The following is a 23,520-nucleotide window of genomic DNA, read 5'->3' on the forward strand; positions in this document are numbered from 1 at the left end:
AAAACTTTTCCAAAATTTGCATAGCATGGCAGGAAAGGTTTTGCACTAAACCAATTCGACCAAAGTCATACCGTCCCCGCCCTGATCCTCAGGAGCGAGAGCATAACTTGCAACCGTCGGATTATTATCCAGAAAAATATGAACTTCGCGTCTTAAAGCCCCTGTTCCACGCCCATGAACAACTTCAATAGTTGTTGCTCCGCGCAGTAACGCCTGATCGAAAAATTTACCAAGTTCGCTTATTGCTATATCAGCACGTTTTCCACGCAGGTCAACCTTAAGAGCCATATCTCCATGAGAAGAAGCTTCCACCGGAGATATCTGAGGACGGTTAATCTGTCCGTCTTTTTTTACCGGTCCGAGTTGATCAGCAGGCATCCACATTGCGACACCGTCCATATCAACCTTCACCCTTTTCTTTCGGTCATCTTTTTCAAGAACAATACCCTTGCGGTCCCAATTGATATTTAAAATATCTGTACCAACCTCGATATCATCATATGAAAAAGCCTTAGCTTCGATTTTAGGCTTACTGTCGCCACCGATTTTTCCGCGGGCATCAGCAAGTTTTTTCAGAGCTACTTTGCGTCCAATTTTCCCGTCCTGCCACTCTTTTAAAACAGCCTGAGCCTGAGCTTTAACATCATTTAAAACAGCAATACGTTCTTTTTCGAACCTTTCTTCAAACTTTGCACGCTTAATACGAAGTTTTTCACGTTCCCTGTCCAGCTCCTCAAGTTCCAACTCACGGCTGACAGCAAGGTCATTTAAGCGAGACATAACCGAACCGGTCTCCGAACCTTCCATAAGCAGATATTGTTCCGCCTTAGTAATTAAACACTCAGGGAAACCATGCTCACGCGCAACATCAAGAGCAATGGATGCACCGACCTGATCGTACGCAATTCTGAACAAAGGTTTTTTAGTACCCGGATCAAAAAGAACACTCGCAGCTCTTACTCCCTCGGTTACAAGGGCATAAGTTTTAAGCGCAGGAAAATGAGTTGCAGCGAAACAAGTAACTTTATTCTCGAGCAAACCGTCAATAACAGCCTGAGCAAGAGCAGCTCCCTGTGCAGGGTCTGTACCGGACCCGAACTCATCAAGAATAAAAAGTGTCGATGAATCCATTGAGTCCCAAATTCTACTGATAGCCTGAATTTGCGCAGAAAATGTACTTACATTTTCCTCAAGAGACTGTTCATCGCCAATACTGACAAAAATATTTTTAAATAGCGGAAGTATTGAACCCTTATCAACAGTGACAGGAATTCCGCTGAAAGCCATAACAGCAAGAAGCCCCACGGTTTTAAGACAGACTGTTTTACCACCTGCATTACCGCCGCTTATAATAAGAACACGCTGCTCAGACGGAAGTTCAATATTTAAAGGATGCACACCCATATCTGCTGCAACCAGCAAAGGATGACGAGCTCCCTGAAAATTAAATCCGGCACCGGCTTCAACATCAACAGCAACAGCACCTAGAGACTCAGCAAAACTGATTTTTGCTTGAAGCACATCGTAATCAACAAGAAAACCATATGCCGCTTCACATTCTACATGTTCAGCGCGGACAAGCCCTGTAAGATAAGTCAAAACCTTAAGCTCTTCCAGTCTTTCCTTCTGCTTAAGCTCCTGCATGGTGTTGTTAAGTTCCACCAGAAACAGCGGCTCGAAATAACAGGTTTCACCAGTATTTGAATAACTGTGAATAATTCCCTGCAACCGGCCTTTGAAATTTGATTTGAGCGGCAGAACATAACGATCAGATGAGATAGTCATAAAATCGTCCTGCATGAAACGACTGATGTCCTCACCGTGAATGTAATCTCGAACTTTCTTTGAACAGCGCTGGTGAAGACCTCTGAGTGACTGCCTGACATCATAAAGTTCAGGAGAACTTTCATCACGGATATGTCCATCAGGATCAATACAGCGTTTCAAACCGGAAAAAGTTTTTTCAGGCCAGACTATACCCTCTAAAAATTCAACAATACAATCCCATTCTCTTTTTTCAGCAATAGAAAGAGCTTCTTTAAGCAAACGAGCCTGCCCGAGAGTCTGTACAAGAGCAAAAAGAGCATCAGTATCGAGAATATTCGAAGGCTTAATCAGAAACTCAAAAAGTCCCTCAAGCGGAGGAAAGATGCTGAGTCGGAAACCGGTTTCCTTTGAAAAATTATGTCCTTGTCTAAAAAAACGGGACACGGAATTGATAGTATCTGCTTCCCGCATTGGAGAAAGGTCAAGACATGCCTGTGCTCCGGAAGAAGACACAGCAAAATTTGAGAGTACTTTGAGAACCTTTGGAAACTCAAGTAATTGAAGAGATCTCGACTCCATTAGGATTCCAGTAGGGTTGAAAGGTGATCAACATAATCCTGAAATCTCAGGGGCCAATACAGAAAAAACGGCAGAACAGCCCCGGAATGAATCCGGGGCCTGCCGTTAAATACTAGCTAACGCTGATCTGGATCAGGAAAGACGTGAACGTACAAGTCCGCTAAGAACTTTTCCGTCAAACTGTCCCTTATGAGCAGCCGTGATGGCCTGCATCACTTTACCCATATCCTTGATAGAAGATGCACCGAGTTCGGCAATTGCCTTTTCTACAGCTGCCTCGAGTTCCTCTGAAGAAAGCTCGGGTGGCATGTAACCTGAAAGGGCAACAATTTCTACAGCCTCTTTCTCGGCCAGTTCAGGGCGTCCAGCACTTTCGTACTGTTCAATGGCGTCCTTTCGCTGCTTAATCTGCTTTGCAACAAGATCAAGCACATCTTCGTCGGTGACTTCGCCACCGCCGTCGACCATGCGATTTTTTATAGCTGTCTTGAGATGCCTCAAAACAGCCTTTTTTACATCGTCTTTGGCTTTATAAGCCGCGATATAGTCTTTATCAATCTGCTCAATAAGACTCATATATTAACCCATTGACATTTTGCGCATTTTTTTAATCAACCTTTTGCGTGCGGCAGCTTTTTTCTTCTTACGCTGTACGCTAGGTTTCTCATAGTGCTGACGTTTTTTGAGTTCAGAAAGAACTCCAGCTTTTTCAACCTGTTTTTTAAAACGGCGAAGAGCTATTTCGAAATTATCAGAATCTTCAAGGTATACACCGGGCAATCAAATCACCCCCCGTAAATAAATCTCGCACCTAAAAAAATAGATGCGGAAGAGGAATCTTGTACATCCATTAGAGCAGTAAAGTCAAGCAATACTGCAATAAAAAAAGTTCAGCACCTAAAAGAAGATGCTGAACATAAAACATAAAATCTGAAAGGACTAGTGATTAGCTGCTTGATCTTTTGAATCCATCCAAGCTTTCAATGCACAGTACGCAAGGCCTGCACCGAGAACAGCGAGAACAGCGTAAAGAACACCGAAGAAAATAAAGTGATCAGGCTGCCACCAAGGAAGATCCATAGGAAGAGGACTTTGTACGGTTTCACCATGCAACATTATTAATCTCCTTTATTATTTTACAGCGTCTTTGAGCAGCTTGCCGGGACGGAATTTAACAACTTTACAAGCGGGAATTTTAATTTCATCGCCAGTACGAGGATTACGACCAACGCGCTCTTTTCTTTCATCTACCTGAAAAGTTCCGAAACCTGTAAGGGTCAACTTGCCTTCGTTTACAAGAGTTTCTTCAACTGTGTCGAGAAAATAGTTGAGGCAACGCTCTGCGTCAGCTTTAGTCATACCTGCTTTCTCAGCAATCTTTACTACTAGTTCAGCCTTAGTCATCTGTCCTTCCTCCTTAAAACTGGAAATTAATTATTGCGACGCACTCATCGACGTCTGCCATTGACCTCGCGTAAGTGCGAGAGTTTGGTTCTAATCTAAGCCGAACGATACACAGAGACCTTAAGCCTCAAATCAATCTTTCAAGTTCGGACACTACAAATAACCTACCCCCCCAAAATACAGAATCACTCCGAGGAATTTTTATCCTGTCGAACCTTGATGAAAATCTAAAACAAAATTTTTGCCAACAAGTCAAGAGGGAAAATCTTTTTTAATGCAATTATACAACCCTTGAAACTGCAGAGGAGACAAGGCTTCGGGCCGATCTTTGAGTGTAATACCCTCTTCCTCCATCCACTGTAACAAAGAATCAGAAACGAATGATTTCAGTGTGTTACCTAACTGTTTCCTCCTATACTGGAAACAGAATTTTATGAGGCTTGCAAGCCCCTCGGGATCACTGGGTTTTTCACTATTTGGCAATGAATAAAATTTTATGACTGCGGAGTCCACTTTCGGTTTTGGCTTAAAAACGGTGGGGGGAACTTGAAAAAGATACTGAGTTTGACAAAAACTTTGTATCCATGCGCTGATCCCGCCATATTTTCGAGAACCCTGTTTAGCAGTGATTCTGAGACCCACTTCATGCTGCACCATAAAAACACAATTTACAGCTGGACTCTTGGAAGCAATATCCCACATAATTTTTGACGCCACATTATATGGCAAGTTACCGATAATTTTCCAATTTTCACCAGAATCAAGCTCTTCCCATAAAAATTTTAGAGCATCTTCCTGAACAACTTCTGCAGTCGGATACTCTTCTGCAAGCGCAGGCGCAAGATACCTGTCCATCTCAATAAGCATCAGCTTTTTAGGAGATGCTTCCAGTATATGCTTGGTCAAAGCACCACGCCCGGGACCAATCTCAATAACAGAATCACCTTCTGAAATCTTAAGACTGTCCACAATTTTACGAGCTATATTATCATCTTGTAAAAAATTCTGACCTAAACTCTTCTTCGCCTTATGTCTGACTTCCACAAAAACTCCATTTAAAAATAATTACTTCTGATCACTTAAAAAAAACACCTTACCTTCATGCGTCTACATTTCGCAAGCTTAAGGTTGCCCTCCTTTTAGCCAATCTTGTCCTGTCACCCTTTATGTTGTTATATAAAATATAAATATCTTTATCAGGAGATCATGCATGATAAATTATCTCAATAAATATTTTAAAATAGACGAATACGGTTCAACAATCAGCCGTGAAATAATTGCCGGAATGACCACATTTGCCACGATGGCTTACATAATTGTCGTCAATCCAAAGATTCTGGAGGCGGCCGGTATTCCCTTCGGCCCGAGCATGGTTGCAACGATTATCAGTGCTTTTTTCGGAACAATGGCCATGGGTTTATATGCAAAACGGCCCTTTGCTGTCGCCCCGTATATGGGAGAAAACGCTTTCATTGCCTTCACTGTTGTAAAAGTTATGGGTTACAGTTGGCAAACAGCAATCGGTGCCATTTTTATCGGCGGTGTCCTTTTTGTCATTTTCACAACTACAGGCATCAGATCCTGGATGATTTCAGCGATTCCTAAAAATTTAAAAAATGCTTTTGTCGTCGGCATAGGACTTTTTCTAACTTTTATCGGCCTCAATACCACCGGAATTGTAACTATAGGCGTGCCTGGAGCCCCGATACATCTGGGAAACCTCTCAAATCCATCAACACTTCTTGCCATAGGATGCTTTTTCCTCATGGCTATGCTCATGGCTAAAAAAATCAGTGGGGCCATAATTATCGGCATTATCGCAACAACTATCGCAGCCTTCTTTTTAAAAATAGCCCAGCCGCCAACCGAATATTTCAGCATGCCTCCTTCACTCGAACCGACATTTTTACAACTTGATATTACAGGTTCTTTCACATGGGGATTTATTTCAGTAATTCTGACCGTTTTTATTCTCGATTTTCTGGACACGATGGGAACCCTCTATGCGGTCTCATATCGCGCTGGACTTCTTGATAAAAACGGTGATTTACCTCAAATCGAAAAACCACTTTTAGTTGATGCGCTTACTACGGTTTTAGCCTCACTTTTAGGCACAACAACGACTGGAGTTTTCGTTGAATCCGCAACAGGGATAGAAGCTGGTGGAAGGACTGGTTTAACTGCTGTTACAACTGCCATGCTGTTTCTAGCCGCACTTTTCTTAGAGCCTGTTCTAACAACCATCCCCCCCTGCGCATACGGGCCAAGCCTAATTATCGTAGGCATGCTCATGATCGCCCCGTGCAAAAATCTCGAAGTAGACGACATTTCGGAACTTGTTCCCGCATTTTTAGTTATCGCCTTGATGAGTTTCACCTATAATCTCGGAACCGGAATGACCGCCGGATTCATCGCTTACCCGTTTATGAAAACTGTAACCGGGAAAATACGCGAGATATCCGCAGGCCTGTGGATGCTATGCTTTTTATCAGTACTATTCTTCCTAACTTGCCCGCATTAATTTTTTTATTATTTTAAACTAAAATTATCTAAAGAAATCCTAATCTCCACCGATTATACGAGCATAATACTCCATATAATCAGAAGGAAGGCGTATAATGGGATTCAATGTTAATATTACTGATAATTATCAACCGCAGATGGCTACCTCTATTTCAACCGTAGAGAAAAAACAGGAGGATAAAACATCAGACATTGTCACTGAAGAAAAGGACGGAGATTCCGTGAGCATATCAGAAGAGGGAAAATCCAAACTTAATCAGATGAATGCTCAAAAATCAGAAGAAAAAGACGATTCATCGCCAATTGAAAAAATGATTAAGGAGCTTCAAAAAAAGATTCAACAACTCAAAAAAGAAATTGATGATTTGAAGCAAAGCGATACCCCTGATGATCAAAAAAAAGAGCAGGTAGCCGCTAAGGAAAATCAACTGGCGATGCTCCAATCTCAACTTTCCGAAGCCATAACTCAAAAACAAAAAGGTGAAGAAACAGCCTTACGCGCAAAAGGTTTCAAAAATTCACTGACGTAAGAAAGAAATCTAGCTTTGACAACTCCTATGAAAGCATTTAATTCCATTCTATAAATATCAATTTGCATAGGATGGAGGAACTTCATGAATTTGAGGAAATATATCCGCGATGTACCTAATTTCCCTAAAGAAGGTATCGTATACTTTGACATTACCCCCCTGTTGGCAGACCCAACAGCTTTTCAGTACACCATAGACATGATGGCTGAAAAATTCAGCGACTACAAAGCTGATAAAATTGCAGCAGCTGAAGCACGGGGATTTATATTCGGCGCACCTTTGGCATATAAACTCGGAATCGGGTTTGTACCCATCCGCAAGCCCGGAAAACTGCCTTACGATACTGTTTCCGTAAGCTATGATCTGGAATATGGATCAGACAGCCTGAGCATGCACATTGACGCTGTCAGCGCCGGCGAAGATGTTCTGCTTATTGATGATGTTCTAGCTACAGGCGGAACAGCAGAAGGCATGATCAAACTCATTGAAAAAGCTGGCGGTATCGTATCTGGGATAGGTTTCCTTACTGAACTTGGATTTCTGGACGGACAAAGCAAACTAAACGGTGTTCCTAACGGCCACCTTGTTAAGCTTTAAATTCAGTTTTTTTAAATCTCCTTTTTGCAGTTAAAGCGGCAAAAAGGAGATTTTTTGTTTTAACTATTTCAAACTTTATATTTGCTAAACAGGACAGAAATAAAATGGCAGTAATCGGAATAATCGGCGGCAGTGGACTGGACAATCCCGATATTATTAAAAATGCAAAAGACTCCGTTATCACCAACAAATGGGGTAAGCCAAGTTCTCCAATAAAATCCGGAATAATTTCTGGAACCGAGGTTCACATTATTGGACGCCACGGAAGAGAACACATTATTCCGCCTACTTATGTAAATAACAGAGCAAATATTCAGGCTCTTAAAGACCTTGGCTGTGACTACATCCTTGCCACCACAGCAGTAGGTTCATTGAAAGAAGAAATCGACCGTGGACATCTGGTCATTATAGATCAATTCATAGATTTTACCCGCAGACGAGATCTAACTTTTCATGAAACATTTGAGCCGCATGCGCCAGCACACACACCAATGGCTGAACCTTTCGACAATTTTCTGCGTGATAAAATGAGTGAATCGTGCCGGGATCTCGGAATTACGACTCACGACAAAGGAACAGTTGTCACTATTGAAGGCCCGCGTTTTTCAACTCGGGCAGAATCCCACATGTTTCGTGCATGGGGAGCTGATATCATCAACATGAGCACAGCACCGGAAGCGATTTTGGCAAATGAAGCCGGAATTCCATACGCAGCAGTCGCCATGTCTACGGATTATGACTGCTGGAAAACCGATGAAGAGCCTGTCACATGGGATGATATCCTCAAAATTTTTCAGGAAAATGCCCAGAAAGTTACTTCAATGCTGATTAAAACCATTGAAAAAATAGGCTGAAACCTAATTTAATGCAGTAGATACCAGCATGTCGAATCTGCAATAATCTAAGGAAATACATTGTATGTCTCTTCTTGAATGTGACCTGATCATTTACGGCTCCAGTGTTATTACACAGGATGAAAACCGATCCATTATCAACGACGGTGCAATAACAGTTACTGGGAAAACGATTTCCGATGTAGGGCCGAAGTCTGAAATAGACCGAAAATGGACCGCCTCAAAGACTCTGGATGCTGGAAAATCGATTCTAATGCCCGGAATGATCAATTCACACACTCACGTACCCATGACACTAATGCGAGGCGTAGCAGACGACCTCCCACTGCTTACATGGCTGCATGACTACATCTTTCCTATTGAAGCCGGGCTGAATAAAGAACTGGTCGAACTGGGAGCGCATCTTGGTTGCGCAGAAATGATAGCAGGAGGGACTACAGCTTTTCTTGACGGCTACATGCACGAAGATGCTGTAGGCAAAGCGGTTGACGAATCAGGTATGAAAGCTGTTTTAGGTGAAGGTTTTTTCGAATTCCCATCCCCTTTTTTTAAAACAGCAGAACAGGCATGGGAAGTCATGGAAGTTTTGCACGAACGTTTTTCAAAACATGACAGAATCAGTATTTCCATAACCCCGCATGCAGTTTTTACAACCAACCCTGATCAACTGGTTGAAAGCATGGAACTGGCTGAAAAACTGGATGTGCCTTGGCAGATACATTGTGCGGAGTCTATTCCCGAAACAGAACTTACTTTAAAAAAATTCGGCAAAAGACCTCTTGAAATTCTGCGCGATAACGGTCTATTAACAGCCCGAACCAGAATTCATCACTGCGTTGACGTGACTGAACAAGAAATAGCGCTGCTAAGTTCATCAGGAACAATGGTTTCGCACAACCCACAGAGCAATCTTAAGCTTGGGTCAGGCATTTGTCCTCTGACGAAGTTGCTTGACGCAGGAATTACAGTAGGCCTCGGGACTGACGGAGCCGCCAGTAATAACGACCTGAATATGTTTGAAGAAATGCGGACAGCGGCACTGTTGCAAAAAGGAATCCTTCAAGATCCTACAGCAATCCCCGCTCAGACTGCACTTGATCTGGCAACTGTCAACAGCGCTGATTTTCTAGGCTTAACCGACACTGGAAGCATAAAGCCGGGAATGAAAGCTGATATTATTGCTATAAATATGAACAAAATGCACCTGAAACCAGTATACAATCCCCTATCTCACGTTGTATACTGCGTCGGCGCTCAGGATGTAAGCCTCACAATTTGTGATGGAAAGGTTCTTTATCACGACGGTAAACATTTTACTGTTGATATCGAAACGGTCTCGCATGAAGCTGAAAAGGCCGTAAAATGGGCGCTCAGTAGACTTAAAAATCATTAACCCAAAAAAATGCAACTATTTTCAAGCAGTTTTTTTCTTGACAATATAGGTCAACACTGCATAGGGAATTGTGCTTTTCGATATAAATATTACATAAAACGCTTGCTCGCAAGCGACTTGCCAAACAGGAGGCGCTACATGTCTAAAAAGAATGCTAAATTACATGCACTTGACGGTGCTGAAATGACTGCAGAAGGTCTGTCTTTCAAAGGAACCATCTTGGAACCTGTTGTTGAACAGTGTGAAGGATGCGAACGTGCTATTGAATTCGATAGCAAAAACTACTGCCCAAGCTACGCTCAGCCTGCCAAAAAATGGAGTCACGGCGTATGTAACTTCGCAACTCACGCACGTGCAGGAGTTGACAAAGAAGGTAAAGTCAAGGTTAACCCATTGAAAGCTTCCAAGCGTGCAGCACGCGGCCGGTAGTAATCAGCCTGCTCTGCCTTTCTAGGCAAGTCGTTAATCTTACTTACCTGAAAAACAGCCAAAACTGTTTTTCGACAAAGGTATATTCGTGTATTAAAGGAGCCGGACTAGTTCCGGCTCTTTTCGTTAGTATGTCCGTATATAATTATCCGGACTTTTTCACTTTTTAAAACAACAATAAATTCAGATTAAAAACTGGAGAGATTAATGCCCGGTCAGCTTCTGTCTAAAATCGATGCACTGAAAGATACCGCCCTTGAACTCCATTCTAAACTGGTTTCAATACCTGCAATCGGCCCGACTAATAACGGCGGAGGAGAAAAGGATAAGGCTGATTATCTTACTTCCTATCTCAAAGAGCACGGTTTCGGAGAAGTTAAATCTTACAATGCCCCGGACGACAGGGTTGAATGCGGCTACAGACCGAATCTTGTAACGATTCTACCCGGACAGGACAGATCTAAGACTCTCTGGATTATTTCACACATGGATGTTGTACCGGTCGGCGACTTAAGTCTTTGGAACAATGATCCCTTTACTCTTGTTCAGGACGGCGATGACATTTACGGACGCGGAACAGAAGATAATCACCAAGGCATCGTCAGCTCTATTTTAGCCGCACGCGCTTTAAAAGAATGCGGCATGACTCCGGGTTGCAACGTCGGTCTGATCTTTGTTTCCGACGAAGAAACAGGCAGCGAATACGGTCTCGAATACATGCTTAAAGAGCATGAAAATTTATTTAAAAAGAATGATCTTTTTCTTGTTCCTGATTCCGGCTCTGCGGATTCAAGCATGGTGGAAGTTGCGGAAAAAAGTACAGTATGGCTGAAAGTTACAGTTGAAGGTAAGCAGTGTCATGCCTCAACACCTGAACACGGTGTAAACTCACTTGTTGCAGCAGCTGCCCTGATTGTTGAAATTCCTGAACTTCATTTCCACTTTGACGAACAGGATGAACTTTTCTCTCCTCCCTACTCTACTTTTATCCCGACTAAAAAAGAAGCAAACGTTGAAAATATTAATACCATGCCGGGCAAAGATGTTTTCTACATTGATTGTAGAGTGCTCCCTAATTACGACCTTAAAGAAGTTATTGAACAGGTCGAAGGGATGGGAAATTATGTAGCTGAAGAATTCGGGGTAAAGGTTACAGTTGAAATAGACACCAAAAATCAGGCCGCACCTCAAACCTCAATCGATGCTGAAATTGTTGAAAAAACAATATTCGCGATCAAAGAAATTTACGGTGTTGACGCCAAAGCCTGCGGAATCGGCGGTGGCACTGTTGCCGCTCATCTGCGTGAACGCGGTTATCAGGCCGTTGTATGGTCAACTCTCCTTAATCAGGCTCATCAGCCTAATGAAAAAGGATCTCTGGCTAACACTCTCGGCGACGCAAAAGTTATGGTTCTTCTCCCCTTTTAATAGCATTAAGCAGTAGACACTAGAATGATTAGAAAACAGCCTCCACCGGAAGTATTTGACCTTATAGTCGCAGGAGCCGGACACGCCGGTTGTGAAGCAGCCATGGCAGCTTCCACTCTCGGCCTGAAAACCCTTTTGCTCACTATCAACGTTGATAGAATCGGGCATCTATCCTGTAATCCGGCTATCGGCGGACTTGCTAAAGGGCATATGGTCAAAGAGATTGATGCCCTCGGTGGATATATGGGACTGTGGTCAGATAAAGCCGGAATCCAGTTTCGCACCCTGAATACCCGGAAAGGACCAGCCGTACGGGCCAGCCGTGCCCAGATGGACCGCAATGAATACATGTGTGTTGTTCAAAAAGATATTTTTGAACAGGAAAACCTGTGGGTAAAACAGGACACCGCTGAAACCTTGATCGTTGAAGACGGCAAAGCCGGCGGAATCGTGACTAAAATTGGTGAAAGATTCAGATCCAAAACAGTCATGCTTACCACCGGAACCTTTTTGCAGGGACTTATCCATATTGGTCTTGAAAATTTCAGCGGCGGCAGAATGGGCGACCCGGCTTCCGTCGGCATGTCGGCATCACTTAAGAAAATCGGCCTGACACTCGGCAGACTCAAAACGGGAACAACTCCCCGACTGCTCAAAGACTCAATCGATTTTGACATGCTGGAAGCGCAACATGGAGATAATCCCCCTGTTCCGTTCAGCTTTAGAACCGACAAGATCCGTCTTCCGCAGGTTCCCTGCCACATAACTTACACCAACGAACAGACTCACGAGGCAATTCGCAGCGGCTTTGAAAGATCCCCTATGTTCACGGGAGTTATCAAAGGAACCGGAGCGCGCTATTGTCCTTCAATCGAAGATAAAGTTGCCAGATTTCCTGAAAAAGGAAGACATCAGATATTTCTTGAACCGGAAGGACTCGAAAGCCCCGAAGTATATCCAAGTGGCATTCCTACCAGCTTGCCTCTGGATGTGCAGAAGAGGATGATCAACTCCATTGTCGGCCTTGAACAGGCTCAGATAGTCAGACCGGGCTATGCAATCGAATACGATTTTGTTCCTCCGACACAATTATTGCCAACCCTTGAAACAAAGGCTCTGCCCGGGTTGTTTCTGGCAGGTCAGATCAACGGAACATCCGGTTACGAAGAAGCTGCAGCGCAGGGAATATGGGCTGCCATCAACGCATTCTGCTCTCTGACAGACCGTCCTCCTTTCGTGCTTTCACGGGATCAGGCTTACATTGCGGTGCTGGTTGACGATTTGGTCACTAAGGGAACTCAAGAGCCCTATCGCATGTTCACCTCCCGCGCAGAATACAGACTTCTCCTGCGGGAAGGAAATGCGGATCAAAGACTCACTGGAATAGGCAGAGAACTAGGCCTTGTGGGTGACGCACAATGGGAAAAGTACAGCGCTAAAAAGAAAGGTCTTGATGAAGTAATCAAGGGATTAAACTCAATCCGCATAAAACCTGACACGGCAACATGCGAGATCATCAAAAAGATAGGCGGAACGGCTCCCGGTAAATCTGTGCCCCTTGCGGCTTTGCTTCGTCAGCCCGAGCTGAACATTAACGACATGAAAGGTCTTTGGTCCGACATAGACACTTTCCCGGAAGACATTCTTCTTGAAGCTGAAACTCAGGTTAAATATGAAGGCTACCTTGTCAGACAGCAAGAACTGGTGAATAAATTCCGCCAAAAAGAGTCTGTAACAATTCCAAGGGATATAAACTATTCAGAAGTTTCCGGCCTGACAAGAGAAGGTGTTGAAAAACTGACCGAAGTACGCCCCTTAACATTAGGGCAAGCAAGCAGAATTTCAGGAATAACACCTGCAGCAATCTCGTCCATTGAAATCCATCTAAAAAAAATTGGAGCCATCTGAAAAGTTCCATTTTATACTTTGAGATAATCAAAACCTGCGACTTTCCAAAAGATTAAAAAAAAAGTATAAGAGAATGCATAGTTCTAATCTTCTAAAAATCTGAAGGCCAAGAATGCAAGCCGCAGTTGATCAGGCATATTTATACAAGGTTCTTCGAGGGTTCGGAGAAACCGGCCTTCCGCAGCAAACAATTAACATGCTCATTGTTATGGGTTTTTGTGTGGCTGTGCTTGCCGGAGCAGTACTTTGGTATAATAATCAGGAACTAAAAAAAAGACTGAACCCCATCCCTCCAAGTTGGCTGATTGGAAAATCCAAGATATCTAAAGTATTTGAAACGGCACTGGTATATCGCTCTAAAGTAGAAATCAGCTTCCATTCAACATCTGAAAAAAGAAAAACTATACCATGCTCAATTTCTGATCTTACTCATGAAATACTGCTGGAAATGCCAACGAGAGAAGGGATTGGAAAATCTTGGATAGGACGTCAAATAGACGGTTTTTTCCACGTTCCCACCAAGCAGGCCGGTTTGGTGATTTTTTACCACTTTACCTCAGTGATCACCGACATCAGTTCAAAAGGTTCTTCGTACACTTATATTCATACTGAATACCCTAAATACCTTGAGCAGACTCAAAAAAGAGAATTTTTACGAGTCTCTCCTCCATCCAGATATTATGACTATGTAAACATTATCCCCGATTCAACTCAGGGCATGAAGGCCGGACTTAAATTTATTACCACAAGTGGTGAATATTCTCCTGGATTCATGGGTGGAAAAGACTCTAGAACGAACCTTATTGATATTTCCGGAGGTGGAGTCTCTTTAGAGATTACTCACATGAGCACCAAACGTGCCGCCAACCTTAAATTGAGCAAAGGACAAAGTTTCCTTCTTCTTTTGGGATTGGTAGATACCGGAAACAAAGGAATAGTTCGTTACTTGTTCACAACCCGCATCAGACGTATTTTTATTGACCCGACTCAAGGAAAAGCCCAACTTGGACTTTCATTTGAAAATCAATTTCTTGGATTTGATGACATAACTCAAAAACCCAAATGGGCCGCGCTTAAAAATAAAGGCAGTGCCGAAATGGATGACTGGTCTTACAACCTGCATTTAGAGTTATATAGAGAAGGAACAGAATAATTGTAACAATTGCATATGATTGTTGACACAAGCCCTACATAATAATTACTTACTATACGAAATAGTTCTAATAAATTTCTAAAATGTTTTTAAACTGCAAACAGGAGAATTCACTTGGACGATGGCTCTGAGGGCCGATTATGGGCCAAATTAATTAATCTCTTTAGAAAAACAGACTCACCTCTCGAAGAACATATTCTCGAAGCTCGGGAAGAAGGCGAAATAAAGAGCGAAGTTGTTTCGATGCTACTTAATGTTCTTGAACTCAAAGACACAACTGCAAATGAAATAATGATTCCCCGTACCGATATAATCGGTGCTGAAATAAGCGGGGGACTTGCTGAAGTTGCCGAACAGATAATAGAGCACGGGCATTCCAGAATTCCCGTTTATATGGACACCAAAGATCATATTGTTGGAATTGTTCATGCCAAAGACATTATAGCTCCTCTTTTGGCAGGCCAAACATATGAATCACTGGAAAAAATATTGCGTGATCCTTTTATTGTTTCCGAGAATATACAAATCAAAACCTTGCTGAAAGAGTTTCAATCAGGCAGAAACCACATGGCAATTCTGCAAGATGAATATGGCGGAACATCCGGTCTGATAACTATGGAAGATGTTCTGGAGGAAATCGTCGGCGACATTTCCGACGAACATGATGTTGTGCGCCCCTCGGATTTCTATGAAAGAGAGGATGGCAACTTCATGGTTTCCGGCAGAGTTTCTTTATGTGAAGTCTCTGAAAAATTCGACCTTGATCTGGAATCTGAACACGTGGATTCAATCGGTGGATATCTATCCGAACTAATGGGAAGAATACCTCATATCGGTGAATTTATCGATGTGTCTGGATACAGATTCACTGTACACGAAAGTGATGCTAAGCAAATTACTTCCATTCTTGTAGAACCTCCCAAAGGCAGCTAGATGAACTTAGTCCTCCCGATTTTAATTGCTACGATTTGTGCCGGAATCGGCTATGCAAACCCTGCTGTACACTTTCCAGCGGCCGCCTTGGGATTCCCCTTGGCTCTGGGTTTAGTTGCTTTTTCAGCACGCTCGCCGCGCGAAGCTCTTAAAAGAGGATGGATCGTCGGTTCTTTTGCTTGTCTTGCATGCCTGTACTGGCTTGCCTACCCAGTCGGAGTTTACGGCGGAATATCATGGTTTCTTGCTATCCCCTGCCCGATTCTTATGGCTATGGCGGTAGGAGGTTACTATGGACTTTATACGTTCATATTAAACATTGCCGCCCGCAAGCTACATCCTTTCATGCTTTGCATTTTCAGCGGACTTCTTTGGACAACCATGGAGTTTGCACAGGGATATTTTTTTACAGGCTTTCCGTGGATGACTCTTTCATCCGCATTCTCCTTCTGGCCTGAATCAATTCAAGGTGCAGCTTTTGTAGGAGCATATGGACTTTCCGGACTTTTAGCCTCCATCACAACAGGCCTATTGACGTGGAAATCCTCAAACCTTGCAAAAATCTGGAGTGTTGGCATTTTGACGGCTATTGTCCTACTCGGAGTTCTGAGAACTCAGCCGGAAACTTTCTCAACACTCCGCAGCATTGGAAATGCTACAATCGGAGTTGTGCAAGGCAACATTGATCAAGGATCAAAATGGGATTCTAAATACCAGATTGCCACGCTTGATAAATATATAAAACTGAGCAAAAATTTCGCAGTCAAACCTGATTTGATAGTCTGGCCGGAAACAGCAATGCCCTTCCAGATACAAGATCCGAGCGACATGCGTGCAACTCTGTTAAACTTCAGCAAAGATTCCGGCACCCCCCTCTTAACAGGTGCACCGGGTTATGTTCTGCACCCGCAGTCCAAATCTTACTCATTATACAACAGAGCTCTCCTCCTTGATCCACACAAAACAACCCTTGACTGGTATGAAAAATCACATCTGGTACCCTTCGGAGAGTATGTACCTCTTAAAGAATATTTACCTATTGATAAGTTAGTTCAGGGCATTGGAGATTTTATTCCGGGCAAAGATGCCAGCCCTCTTCAAAGCGGCAACCTTGCTATGGGGATACTCATCTGCTATGAAGGAATCTTCCCGGAACTTGCTCAGGAACGAGTCGAAAAAGGTGCAAACCTGCTGATTAACATCAGTAATGACGCATGGTACGGAAAAACATCCGCACCGTTTCAACACCTCGGGCTGGTCTCACTCAGAGCTGTGGAACAGGGACGTTATCTGATTAGAGGCACTAATACCGGAATTTCCGCGTGCATTGATCCACTCGGCAAAGTATCTGATTCAACCGGCTTATTTGTTGATGCAGCTATTTTGACAACCCCCGAACTGATGACAGGAATGACCTTTTTCAGTTCCAACTATGAATTAATGACATACGGCCCGTTATTTCTGACATTATTGTTCGTCATATGGATAGCAATTGCCCACCTCGTATCAGGCAATAAAAGAAAATACTAAAAGGATTATACAGAAAAACAATGCTTCAATTTTCGGACTTAAAATCCAAAGCAGCAAACTGCAACAAAAAATTTATCAGCCTCTGGGGGCGACTTTGACCACTCTCAATGTAAAGAGCGCCTCGAAGAAATAGAACACGACCTGAGCAAGCCCGGAGCTTGGGATAAGCCGGATGAGCTTACCCCTGTTCTCAGAGAAAAAAGCATACTTGAAGAAAAAGTAGCCTCATACGAAGCACTTTCTTCGACCAAAAGTGATGTGGAAGAATGGCTGATTCTTGCCGCAGAAGATCAGGATCAGGAAATTCTGGAAACCCTTTCAGAGATCCTCACAAAGCTTTCTAATCTAATTGAGCAAACTGAACTTGCGACTCTTCTCTCCAACCCTGAAGATAAAAGCACCGCCATCTTGGAAATTCATCCGGGTGCAGGCGGAGTTGAAGCTCAGGACTGGGCAGAAATGCTTCTTAGAATGTACATGCGCTGGTGCGAAAAAAGAAATTGGCAAGCCAGTTATCTTGATCTTCAACCAGGTGATGAAGCCGGTATTAAGAGTGTAACTATTCAAGTCAAAGGACTTTACGCTTACGGTTTTATGAAAGGAGAAGCCGGAATTCACAGACTTATCCGCATATCTCCGTATGATGCATCAGGCAGAAGACATACCTCATTTGCCTCAGTCGATGTTTATCCTGAAATATCTCACGATATTGAAATAGAAGTTAAAGATGATGATATCCGTCTGGACGTATTCCGCGCAAGCGGTCCCGGCGGGCAACACGTCAACAAAACAAATTCAGCGGTGCGTATTACACATCTGCCGACAAATATTGTTGTGCAATGCCAGAATGAAAAATCTCAGCTCAAAAATAAAGAAACGGCTATGAAAGTTTTGAAATCCCGTCTTTACGAGCAAGAGCTGAAAAGACAGGAAGAAAGTAAAAAAGCCGACTACTCCTCCAAAGATTCAATTGCGTGGGGAAGTCAGATTAAAACATACACCCTACAGCCTTACAGACTGGTTAAGGACCATCGTTGCGGCGCAGAAGACGGAAATGTTGACGCGGTTCTTGACGGTGAACTTGATGATTTAGTCAGAAACTACCTGCTTCATGCATATGGCGGATAAAATGAACGCTGAATATATTGCTGAGAATGAAGCCTATCTGCTGGATGAACTCCTTTCAGTACGAGAACGCTTCTGCGATGAAAAAAACGTTTGCTTTGGTAAAAACTGTCTGGATGGCCTTGCCGTTCTCAGACTCTGCCCCGGCATGACTCTCAGTGCGTGGAAAATTCTTGCAGAACGTCACGGTCTCAATGACTGGATGACAATCCCACTTGAAGAGAACATTACACCGCACCTTAAACACGTCCAAAGTGTATTGCAGACTCTTTCTTACAAAACCGAACATGACCCCCTGACAGGACTGTCAAACCGAAGGGCGTTTGAAAAAACTCTCGATCAGGAAATTGAACGCTCAAGAAGAAACAAAACCCCTGTCAGCCTCGCCATACTGGATCTTGATAACTTCAAAACTGTCAACGATACATATGGACATCTTAAAGGGGATGAAGTTCTGATAGACCTTGCAGACATGATATCCAACAGTTCTCGCAGGTATGACCTTGTTGCCAGAATCGGCGGAGAAGAATTTGCAATTATTCTTTCCGGGGCCGGACAATTTAAAGCTGAACAATTACTTGAACGCCTTCTTGAAAAAACAAGAACACTGACGTTTAAAAAGCCGCATGGCAAAGAGACTTTTTCTATAACCTGTTCTGTCGGATTAGCCACTTACAAGGGGTTAATAGATATACAAATGCAAGACTTCATTGAAAAGGCAGATAAATCTCTATATGAGGCTAAAAATACTGGTAAAAACCGTATTTGCACCGCAGACATATTAGATTTTGAATCAGTGACAAGAAAAACTCTTGTTCATGCCAACGAAAAGAAATTTTTATTCACGGGAAAATAAAGGGGCGGAATTAATAATGATCAACGCGAATAAAACACTTAGCCTGGCAGTAATGAGCGGAAAAGGCGGAGTCGGAAAAACGAACCTTTCCCTGAATTTATCATATGCTCTTAATGCCGGTGGAAACAGTCTGCTCCTTATGGATTGCGACCTAGGTCTGGCCAACCTTGATGTTCTCTTAGGAATTTCTCCCGAAAGCAACATGCAGGACCTTCTTATCAGCGGAGCCAAACCATCAGACGTAGTCATTCCTATTGAAGAAGGTAAAAAATTTGACATTCTGCCAGCGGCATCCGGAGTTCCTGAGCTTGTTGAAATGGATGAGGACATGCAGGAAATGCTTTTCAGTAAAATTTCCAAACTGGTAGGACGTTACCAGTATTTAGTTATGGATCTTGGAGCTGGAATTAACAGCACAGTTCTTTCTTTTGCAACAATTGCTCAAATGAGATTTGTTGTGATAACACCCGAACCAACTTCTCTGACTGACAGCTACGCTCTGATAAAAGTTCTCCACACTCAGCACAAAGTAAGTGATTTCAATATAATAGTAAATCAGGCAACAACATCTAAGGAAGCTAAAGATACTTTTGACAGACTAAATATGGCCTGTGAAAAATTTCTTAATATTAAGTTGAAAAATATAGGCTTTGTGCGCTATGATCCTGCGGTAACTGAAGCAGTTAGACGACAAATACCCTTTCTTAAATATGCTCCGAAATCCGAGGCAAGCCGCGATATTCTAAATATCGCTGTCAAGATTCAAAAGATCCGGATGGAGAATATGGGTAAATTAGGTGATAGACCTGTTATTAAAAAATTTCCGGATCTATCCACCTAATAAAACACTTGACGAAAAGGACAACTTTTCGGCATAGTTGTGTTAATAATATTTAAAACTGCTTGTCACACTCAACACGACTTGGGAGAGGACAATGAACAAAAGTGAACTGATCAAGAATCTTGCTGAAGAAAAAGGACTCCATGTAGACGAGTCTTCCGAAATTGTTGATGCATTTGTCGATGCCATAAAAGAAGCTCTTGTCCGTGGTGACAGAGTTGAAATTAGAGGTTTCGGCAGTTTCAAAATGAAAGAATACCAAGGCTATACCGGCAGAAATCCGAAAACGGGTTCTGTTGTTAGTGTAACCCCTAAAAAATTACCGTTCTTCCGCCCAGGTAAAGAGCTTAAAGAATTTTTGAACGGTTAATGCGACTATACATATTTATTCTTTTCATCCTTGCCAGCATTGGACTTCCTTTTCAAGCTCATGCTGGCAAGGATGTGGCATTATCTATTGTATACACTGCCAACACCTTCGGGACAGTTAACCCCTGTCCTACATGAGGCGGAAAAACACTTGGAGGACTGGCCCGGCGGGCTGGTTATTTTATAGATCTTCGAGACTCTAAAAGTCCCGAGAGTTTTTTTGTTGGCGGAGCATTCGAATTTTTACCTACATCCGGCGAATCAGTCCCTGCTCTTAAAAGAGATGCTCTCTCTAAATCATTCCAGTTTATGAATTATGATTTAGGGATTCTCAGTCCTGCTGAGGCAATTTTTTTAAAAGACTCGCCAAACGGAATTCCTGAAAACTGGATCAACTGCAACAAAACTTCAGTCAAAATTATCCCTTTAGCTCACGGCAAAAAAGCCGGGTTCATAATATTGCCTTACCTTGAAAAAGAATCTAAGGGTTTATCTCAAGAGTTAATTGTTGAATTAACAGAACTTTTTAAGAAGTTTAAAAACAAAACAGATATCCTGATCGGAATTAGTTCCTGGGGATATTTTAAAGAAAAAAAACTTCTTGCTTCACCAGTTTTTGCAGAAGCTCCCCTCGATATTCTTCTTGGAAGTGGGGACGGACCGGGAATGACCGGAGCTGTTGATGACAACGGCAAAACTTTATGGGTCCGCAGCTACCCTACCGGAAAAGCCGTCAATAGGATTGATATTTTTCAGTGGCCGTCCCGGGATGCTGATTTCAAATGGACTTCAGGGCAGAATATTCGATGGTTTCTACAAAGCCTACGTAAAAATAATCGTCAAGAACCAACTGTGTTGAAGCTCATTGAAGGCATTTCAGACGATAAATAGGTTGACCTTCAGGAGGCAAAAATGACTTTCCAAGGAGCATTCACTGCTCTGGTTACTCCGTTCAAGGACGGAGCAATTGATCAGAATGCGTATCGTGAACTGATCGAATGGCAGATTGAACAAGGCATCGACGGTTTAGTTCCATGCGGAACAACCGGCGAAGCGGCAACTATGACTCACGAAGAACAGGGTGAGGCTATAAAAATCTGTGTCGAGCAGGCCAAGGGACGTGTCCCGGTCATCGCTGGCGCAGGTTCTAACAATACTAAAGAAGCCGTATACCTTACAGTTCTTGCTAAAAAAGCAGGTGCTGATGCCACCCTCCAGATCACTCCTTATTACAATAAACCGACCCCGCAGGGACTCCTTGAACACTTCAAGGCTCTTTCTAAAGAAGCGTCAATGCCCTTCTTTCTTTACAATGTGCCGGGAAGAACTGGTCTTAATGCCCAGCCCGAAACAATTGCAAGAATAGCAAGAGAAGTTCCCGATGTTATCGGTGTAAAAGAAGCGACAGGAAACCTTGAACAATGTTCAAACCTTATTGAACAATGCCCCGAAGGTTTCATAGTTTTCTCAGGTGATGATTTTACAGTGCTTCCGTTACTTTCCATCGGCGGCCATGGTGCGATTTCAGTAGTATCAAACATCGCTCCAAAGCTGATGAGTGAAATGTGTGCGGCATATCGCGCAGGGAATACCGCAAAAGCAAAGGAAATCCATTATAAACTACAGCCTCTTAACAGAGCGATGTTTATTGAAACGAATCCTATTCCCGTTAAAACATCCCTTGGAATGATGGGTAAGCTCGAAACTTCATTCAGACTTCCCATTGTTCCCCTGCTTCCTGAAAACGAATTGGAGCTAAAAAATATTCTGAAAGACAACGGAATAATCTAAAAGCTACAAATAAGTTTTACCACACATAAAAGCCCCCGAATCGAGATATTCTCAATTCGGGGGCTTTTTTTGATAAACTTTTTTGTCTTCGGCTAATTATCTATTCACCCAAATTTTCATTAAACCAGTTTTCAAACATTTCCATAGCCCGTTTAGCGTAAAGCTCTTTACGTACTCTTTTAGGTGCGCGCTTATTAAGTGCCGGCATTAAACCGAACTGAACGTTTGAAGGCTGAAAATTCTTCTTATGTTCACGCAGATGACCGAGCAACGCTCCCATTGATGTTTCAGCAGGAGGGGCAGAAAGAGTACGCCCTTTTGCCTGTTGAGCTAAGAAAAGACCTACCCACAGCCCGCAAGCGGCGGATTCCAGATACCCTTCTACTCCAGTGATCTGCCCGGCAAGATGAATGCGCGGATCAGCTTTCAAAGCTAGATTTTCGTCAAGGACATCCGGCGCATTTACATATGTATTGCGGTGAATACTTCCAAGTCTTAAAAACTCCACATTCTCAAGCCCGGGAATCATTCTGAAAATTCTTTTCTGTTCAGGATATTTAAGTTTGGTCTGAAAACCGACAAGATTAAATGACGTTTTTTCTTTATTTTCAGCCCGCAGCTGCACAACAGCATAAGCCATTTCTTCGGTACGGGGATCAATCAGCCCGACAGGCTTGAGCGGACCAAAAGTTAACGTCTGATCTCCGCGATCTGCCATTTCTTCTATAGGCAGACAACCTTCAAAATGAATTTCTTTTTCAAACTCACGCGGAACAACCCTTTCCCCCTTCTTGAGTTCGGCAAGAAAAGCAGCGTACTGCTCTTCAGTCATGGGGCAATTCAAATAGTCGTCATCTTCAGGCTTATATCGTGAACCAAAAAACGCAATATCCATGTTAACTGAATCTTTGCTCACTATCGGTGCAATCGCATCATAAAAATAAAGACGTCCGCCACCAATCTTTGCAATTAAACTTTCAGTTAATGCTTCGGAAGCCAAAGGGCCCGCTGAAACTACAATTTTAGAAAATTCTGCAAGCTCAGGATCATCAAGTGAAGTGATTTCTTTGCGAACAATCGTAATAAGCTCTTCTGCTTCCAGAGCTTCCGTCACGAGATTTGAAAAAATATCACGGTCTACTGCAACAGCAGAACCCGCAGGAACTCTGGACTGCATAGCAGCCTTCATGACCACTGAATCTAAAGATTCCATCTCTTTTTTAAGTACGCCGACAGCAGTGCTTAGATCTCCCGAGCGAAGCGAATTGGAACAAACCAGTTCTGCCAGTCCCGGAATATGATGGGCTTCGGAATAACGATCCGGCTTCATTTCAAAAAGAACAACGGGAATTTCCGCCTTTGCAAGTTGCATTGCACACTCACACCCGGCCAAACCGCCACCGATAACTGCTATTTTTTCCACGTAGCCTACTCCAAAGTCGATTGAATTTTTTAGATATCTCTATTAGTACTATGCTAGTAAATAAATTTCACAAGCATACGGACTAGA

At 42.9% G+C, this 23,520-nt stretch carries 24 protein-coding genes; 17 read left to right on the forward strand and 7 right to left on the reverse strand.

What is annotated here, in order from left to right; all coding sequences use genetic code 11:
- Positions 1 to 45: 45 nt before the first annotated feature.
- The 6 genes from JEY82_RS04450 to rsmA all read right to left on the reverse strand — a co-directional run bounded on the left by JEY82_RS04450 (position 46) and on the right by rsmA (position 4,794).
- The gene (locus JEY82_RS04450; protein ID WP_304082999.1) at positions 46 to 2,346 is read right to left on the reverse strand and encodes an endonuclease MutS2; all 2,301 of its coding nucleotides are present in this window, start codon (positions 2,344 to 2,346) and stop codon (positions 46 to 48) included.
- A 132-nt stretch (positions 2,347 to 2,478) separates the two neighbouring features.
- A complete protein-coding gene (locus tag JEY82_RS04455) occupies positions 2,479 to 2,922 on the reverse strand; it encodes a GatB/YqeY domain-containing protein (RefSeq protein ID WP_092161087.1) in 444 nt (147 codons plus the stop codon).
- Positions 2,923 to 2,925: 3 nt separating this feature from the next.
- Positions 2,926 to 3,126 (reverse strand): 30S ribosomal protein S21, encoded by a 201-nt coding sequence (rpsU, locus tag JEY82_RS04460; RefSeq protein WP_015336888.1) that lies wholly within the window; start codon positions 3,124 to 3,126, stop codon positions 2,926 to 2,928.
- A gap of 159 nt (positions 3,127 to 3,285) precedes the next feature.
- The gene (locus JEY82_RS04465; protein WP_092161085.1) at positions 3,286 to 3,462 is read right to left on the reverse strand and encodes a hypothetical protein; all 177 of its coding nucleotides are present in this window, start codon (positions 3,460 to 3,462) and stop codon (positions 3,286 to 3,288) included.
- A 15-nt stretch (positions 3,463 to 3,477) separates the two neighbouring features.
- On the reverse strand, positions 3,478 to 3,777 hold the full coding sequence (locus JEY82_RS04470; RefSeq protein WP_280141310.1) for an HU family DNA-binding protein: 300 nt from the start codon (positions 3,775 to 3,777) through the stop codon (positions 3,478 to 3,480).
- A gap of 225 nt (positions 3,778 to 4,002) precedes the next feature.
- Positions 4,003 to 4,794: a 16S rRNA (adenine(1518)-N(6)/adenine(1519)-N(6))-dimethyltransferase RsmA gene (gene rsmA / locus JEY82_RS04475; RefSeq protein ID WP_304083013.1), complete on the reverse strand. Its 792-nt coding sequence runs from the start codon at positions 4,792 to 4,794 to the stop codon at positions 4,003 to 4,005.
- 166 nt (positions 4,795 to 4,960) lie between these two features.
- Between rsmA and JEY82_RS04480 the strand changes: the two genes are divergently transcribed.
- The 17 genes from JEY82_RS04480 to dapA all read left to right on the forward strand — a co-directional run bounded on the left by JEY82_RS04480 (position 4,961) and on the right by dapA (position 22,010).
- Entirely contained in the window at positions 4,961 to 6,271 is a 1,311-nt protein-coding gene (locus tag JEY82_RS04480; protein ID WP_304083015.1) for an NCS2 family permease, read from the forward strand.
- 97 nt (positions 6,272 to 6,368) lie between these two features.
- Positions 6,369 to 6,803: a hypothetical protein gene (locus JEY82_RS04485; protein WP_304083018.1), complete on the forward strand. Its 435-nt coding sequence runs from the start codon at positions 6,369 to 6,371 to the stop codon at positions 6,801 to 6,803.
- 84 nt (positions 6,804 to 6,887) lie between these two features.
- Entirely contained in the window at positions 6,888 to 7,400 is a 513-nt protein-coding gene (locus tag JEY82_RS04490; RefSeq protein WP_304083021.1) for an adenine phosphoribosyltransferase, read from the forward strand.
- A gap of 104 nt (positions 7,401 to 7,504) precedes the next feature.
- The gene (gene mtnP / locus JEY82_RS04495; protein WP_304083023.1) at positions 7,505 to 8,254 is read left to right on the forward strand and encodes an S-methyl-5'-thioadenosine phosphorylase; all 750 of its coding nucleotides are present in this window, start codon (positions 7,505 to 7,507) and stop codon (positions 8,252 to 8,254) included.
- Between the two features lie 64 nt (positions 8,255 to 8,318).
- Entirely contained in the window at positions 8,319 to 9,647 is a 1,329-nt protein-coding gene (locus tag JEY82_RS04500) for an amidohydrolase (RefSeq protein WP_304083026.1), read from the forward strand.
- Positions 9,648 to 9,785: 138 nt separating this feature from the next.
- Positions 9,786 to 10,076: a PxxKW family cysteine-rich protein gene (locus JEY82_RS04505; protein ID WP_092161069.1), complete on the forward strand. Its 291-nt coding sequence runs from the start codon at positions 9,786 to 9,788 to the stop codon at positions 10,074 to 10,076.
- 207 nt (positions 10,077 to 10,283) lie between these two features.
- Positions 10,284 to 11,504: a M20 family metallo-hydrolase gene (locus JEY82_RS04510; RefSeq protein WP_304083030.1), complete on the forward strand. Its 1,221-nt coding sequence runs from the start codon at positions 10,284 to 10,286 to the stop codon at positions 11,502 to 11,504.
- Between the two features lie 24 nt (positions 11,505 to 11,528).
- Positions 11,529 to 13,412, forward strand: coding sequence for a tRNA uridine-5-carboxymethylaminomethyl(34) synthesis enzyme MnmG (gene mnmG / locus JEY82_RS04515; protein WP_304083032.1), 1,884 nt, complete (start codon positions 11,529 to 11,531; stop codon positions 13,410 to 13,412).
- Between the two features lie 112 nt (positions 13,413 to 13,524).
- Positions 13,525 to 14,565 (forward strand): hypothetical protein, encoded by a 1,041-nt coding sequence (locus tag JEY82_RS04520; RefSeq protein ID WP_304083034.1) that lies wholly within the window; start codon positions 13,525 to 13,527, stop codon positions 14,563 to 14,565.
- Positions 14,566 to 14,679: 114 nt separating this feature from the next.
- The gene (locus tag JEY82_RS04525; protein ID WP_304083035.1) at positions 14,680 to 15,498 is read left to right on the forward strand and encodes a hemolysin family protein; all 819 of its coding nucleotides are present in this window, start codon (positions 14,680 to 14,682) and stop codon (positions 15,496 to 15,498) included.
- Positions 15,499 to 17,028 carry an apolipoprotein N-acyltransferase gene (gene lnt / locus JEY82_RS04530; RefSeq protein WP_304083038.1) on the forward strand — a complete coding sequence of 510 codons (1,530 nt, stop codon included), beginning with the start codon at positions 15,499 to 15,501 and terminating at the stop codon, positions 17,026 to 17,028.
- A 20-nt stretch (positions 17,029 to 17,048) separates the two neighbouring features.
- Positions 17,049 to 18,156, forward strand: a protein-coding gene (gene prfB / locus JEY82_RS04535; RefSeq protein ID WP_304083041.1) for a peptide chain release factor 2 whose coding sequence is annotated in 2 segments (ribosomal slippage) — positions 17,049 to 17,123 and positions 17,125 to 18,156 — 1,107 coding nt in all. Because the reading frame shifts where the segments join, the coding sequence is not laid out codon by codon here.
- Position 18,157: 1 nt separating this feature from the next.
- The gene (locus tag JEY82_RS04540) at positions 18,158 to 19,009 is read left to right on the forward strand and encodes a GGDEF domain-containing protein (protein ID WP_304083043.1); all 852 of its coding nucleotides are present in this window, start codon (positions 18,158 to 18,160) and stop codon (positions 19,007 to 19,009) included.
- Between the two features lie 16 nt (positions 19,010 to 19,025).
- Positions 19,026 to 19,850 carry a MinD/ParA family protein gene (locus JEY82_RS04545; RefSeq protein ID WP_304083045.1) on the forward strand — a complete coding sequence of 275 codons (825 nt, stop codon included), beginning with the start codon at positions 19,026 to 19,028 and terminating at the stop codon, positions 19,848 to 19,850.
- Positions 19,851 to 19,944: 94 nt separating this feature from the next.
- Entirely contained in the window at positions 19,945 to 20,220 is a 276-nt protein-coding gene (locus JEY82_RS04550) for an HU family DNA-binding protein (RefSeq protein WP_031483609.1), read from the forward strand.
- 308 nt (positions 20,221 to 20,528) lie between these two features.
- The gene (locus tag JEY82_RS04555) at positions 20,529 to 21,110 is read left to right on the forward strand and encodes a hypothetical protein (protein ID WP_304083051.1); all 582 of its coding nucleotides are present in this window, start codon (positions 20,529 to 20,531) and stop codon (positions 21,108 to 21,110) included.
- Positions 21,111 to 21,131: 21 nt separating this feature from the next.
- Positions 21,132 to 22,010, forward strand: coding sequence for a 4-hydroxy-tetrahydrodipicolinate synthase (dapA, locus tag JEY82_RS04560; protein WP_304083054.1), 879 nt, complete (start codon positions 21,132 to 21,134; stop codon positions 22,008 to 22,010).
- 100 nt (positions 22,011 to 22,110) lie between these two features.
- On the opposite strand, the gene trmFO is transcribed toward dapA, so the two are convergent.
- Complete coding sequence (trmFO, locus tag JEY82_RS04565; RefSeq protein ID WP_304083058.1) at positions 22,111 to 23,433, reverse strand: methylenetetrahydrofolate--tRNA-(uracil(54)-C(5))-methyltransferase (FADH(2)-oxidizing) TrmFO; 1,323 nt, start codon at positions 23,431 to 23,433, stop codon at positions 22,111 to 22,113.
- Between the last annotated feature and the right edge of the window lie 87 nt (positions 23,434 to 23,520).

It is taken from the genome of Maridesulfovibrio ferrireducens, from assembly GCF_016342405.1.
GTDB lineage: Bacteria > Desulfobacterota > Desulfovibrionia > Desulfovibrionales > Desulfovibrionaceae > Maridesulfovibrio > Maridesulfovibrio ferrireducens_A.

What these genes read in the sequence shown, in the direction of transcription:
- JEY82_RS04500 (WP_304083026.1), top strand. Translation starts at nt 8,319, where the DNA reads ATGTCTCTTCTTGAATGTGACCTGATCATTTACGGCTCCAGTGTTATT.
- JEY82_RS04485 (WP_304083018.1), top strand. Translation starts at nt 6,369, where the DNA reads ATGGGATTCAATGTTAATATTACTGATAATTATCAACCGCAGATGGCT.
- JEY82_RS04545 (WP_304083045.1), top strand. Translation starts at nt 19,026, where the DNA reads ATGATCAACGCGAATAAAACACTTAGCCTGGCAGTAATGAGCGGAAAA.
- lnt (WP_304083038.1), top strand. Translation starts at nt 15,499, where the DNA reads ATGAACTTAGTCCTCCCGATTTTAATTGCTACGATTTGTGCCGGAATC.
- JEY82_RS04540 (WP_304083043.1), top strand. Translation starts at nt 18,158, where the DNA reads ATGAACGCTGAATATATTGCTGAGAATGAAGCCTATCTGCTGGATGAA.
- mnmG (WP_304083032.1), top strand. Translation starts at nt 11,529, where the DNA reads ATGATTAGAAAACAGCCTCCACCGGAAGTATTTGACCTTATAGTCGCA.
- JEY82_RS04455 (WP_092161087.1), bottom strand. Translation starts at nt 2,922, where the DNA reads ATGAGTCTTATTGAGCAGATTGATAAAGACTATATCGCGGCTTATAAA.
- dapA (WP_304083054.1), top strand. Translation starts at nt 21,132, where the DNA reads ATGACTTTCCAAGGAGCATTCACTGCTCTGGTTACTCCGTTCAAGGAC.
- JEY82_RS04555 (WP_304083051.1), top strand. Translation starts at nt 20,529, where the DNA reads ATGAATTATGATTTAGGGATTCTCAGTCCTGCTGAGGCAATTTTTTTA.
- JEY82_RS04450 (WP_304082999.1), bottom strand. Translation starts at nt 2,346, where the DNA reads ATGGAGTCGAGATCTCTTCAATTACTTGAGTTTCCAAAGGTTCTCAAA.
- JEY82_RS04510 (WP_304083030.1), top strand. Translation starts at nt 10,284, where the DNA reads ATGCCCGGTCAGCTTCTGTCTAAAATCGATGCACTGAAAGATACCGCC.
- mtnP (WP_304083023.1), top strand. Translation starts at nt 7,505, where the DNA reads ATGGCAGTAATCGGAATAATCGGCGGCAGTGGACTGGACAATCCCGAT.
- JEY82_RS04480 (WP_304083015.1), top strand. Translation starts at nt 4,961, where the DNA reads ATGATAAATTATCTCAATAAATATTTTAAAATAGACGAATACGGTTCA.
- JEY82_RS04550 (WP_031483609.1), top strand. Translation starts at nt 19,945, where the DNA reads ATGAACAAAAGTGAACTGATCAAGAATCTTGCTGAAGAAAAAGGACTC.
- JEY82_RS04505 (WP_092161069.1), top strand. Translation starts at nt 9,786, where the DNA reads ATGTCTAAAAAGAATGCTAAATTACATGCACTTGACGGTGCTGAAATG.
- JEY82_RS04465 (WP_092161085.1), bottom strand. Translation starts at nt 3,462, where the DNA reads ATGTTGCATGGTGAAACCGTACAAAGTCCTCTTCCTATGGATCTTCCT.
- JEY82_RS04490 (WP_304083021.1), top strand. Translation starts at nt 6,888, where the DNA reads ATGAATTTGAGGAAATATATCCGCGATGTACCTAATTTCCCTAAAGAA.
- JEY82_RS04520 (WP_304083034.1), top strand. Translation starts at nt 13,525, where the DNA reads ATGCAAGCCGCAGTTGATCAGGCATATTTATACAAGGTTCTTCGAGGG.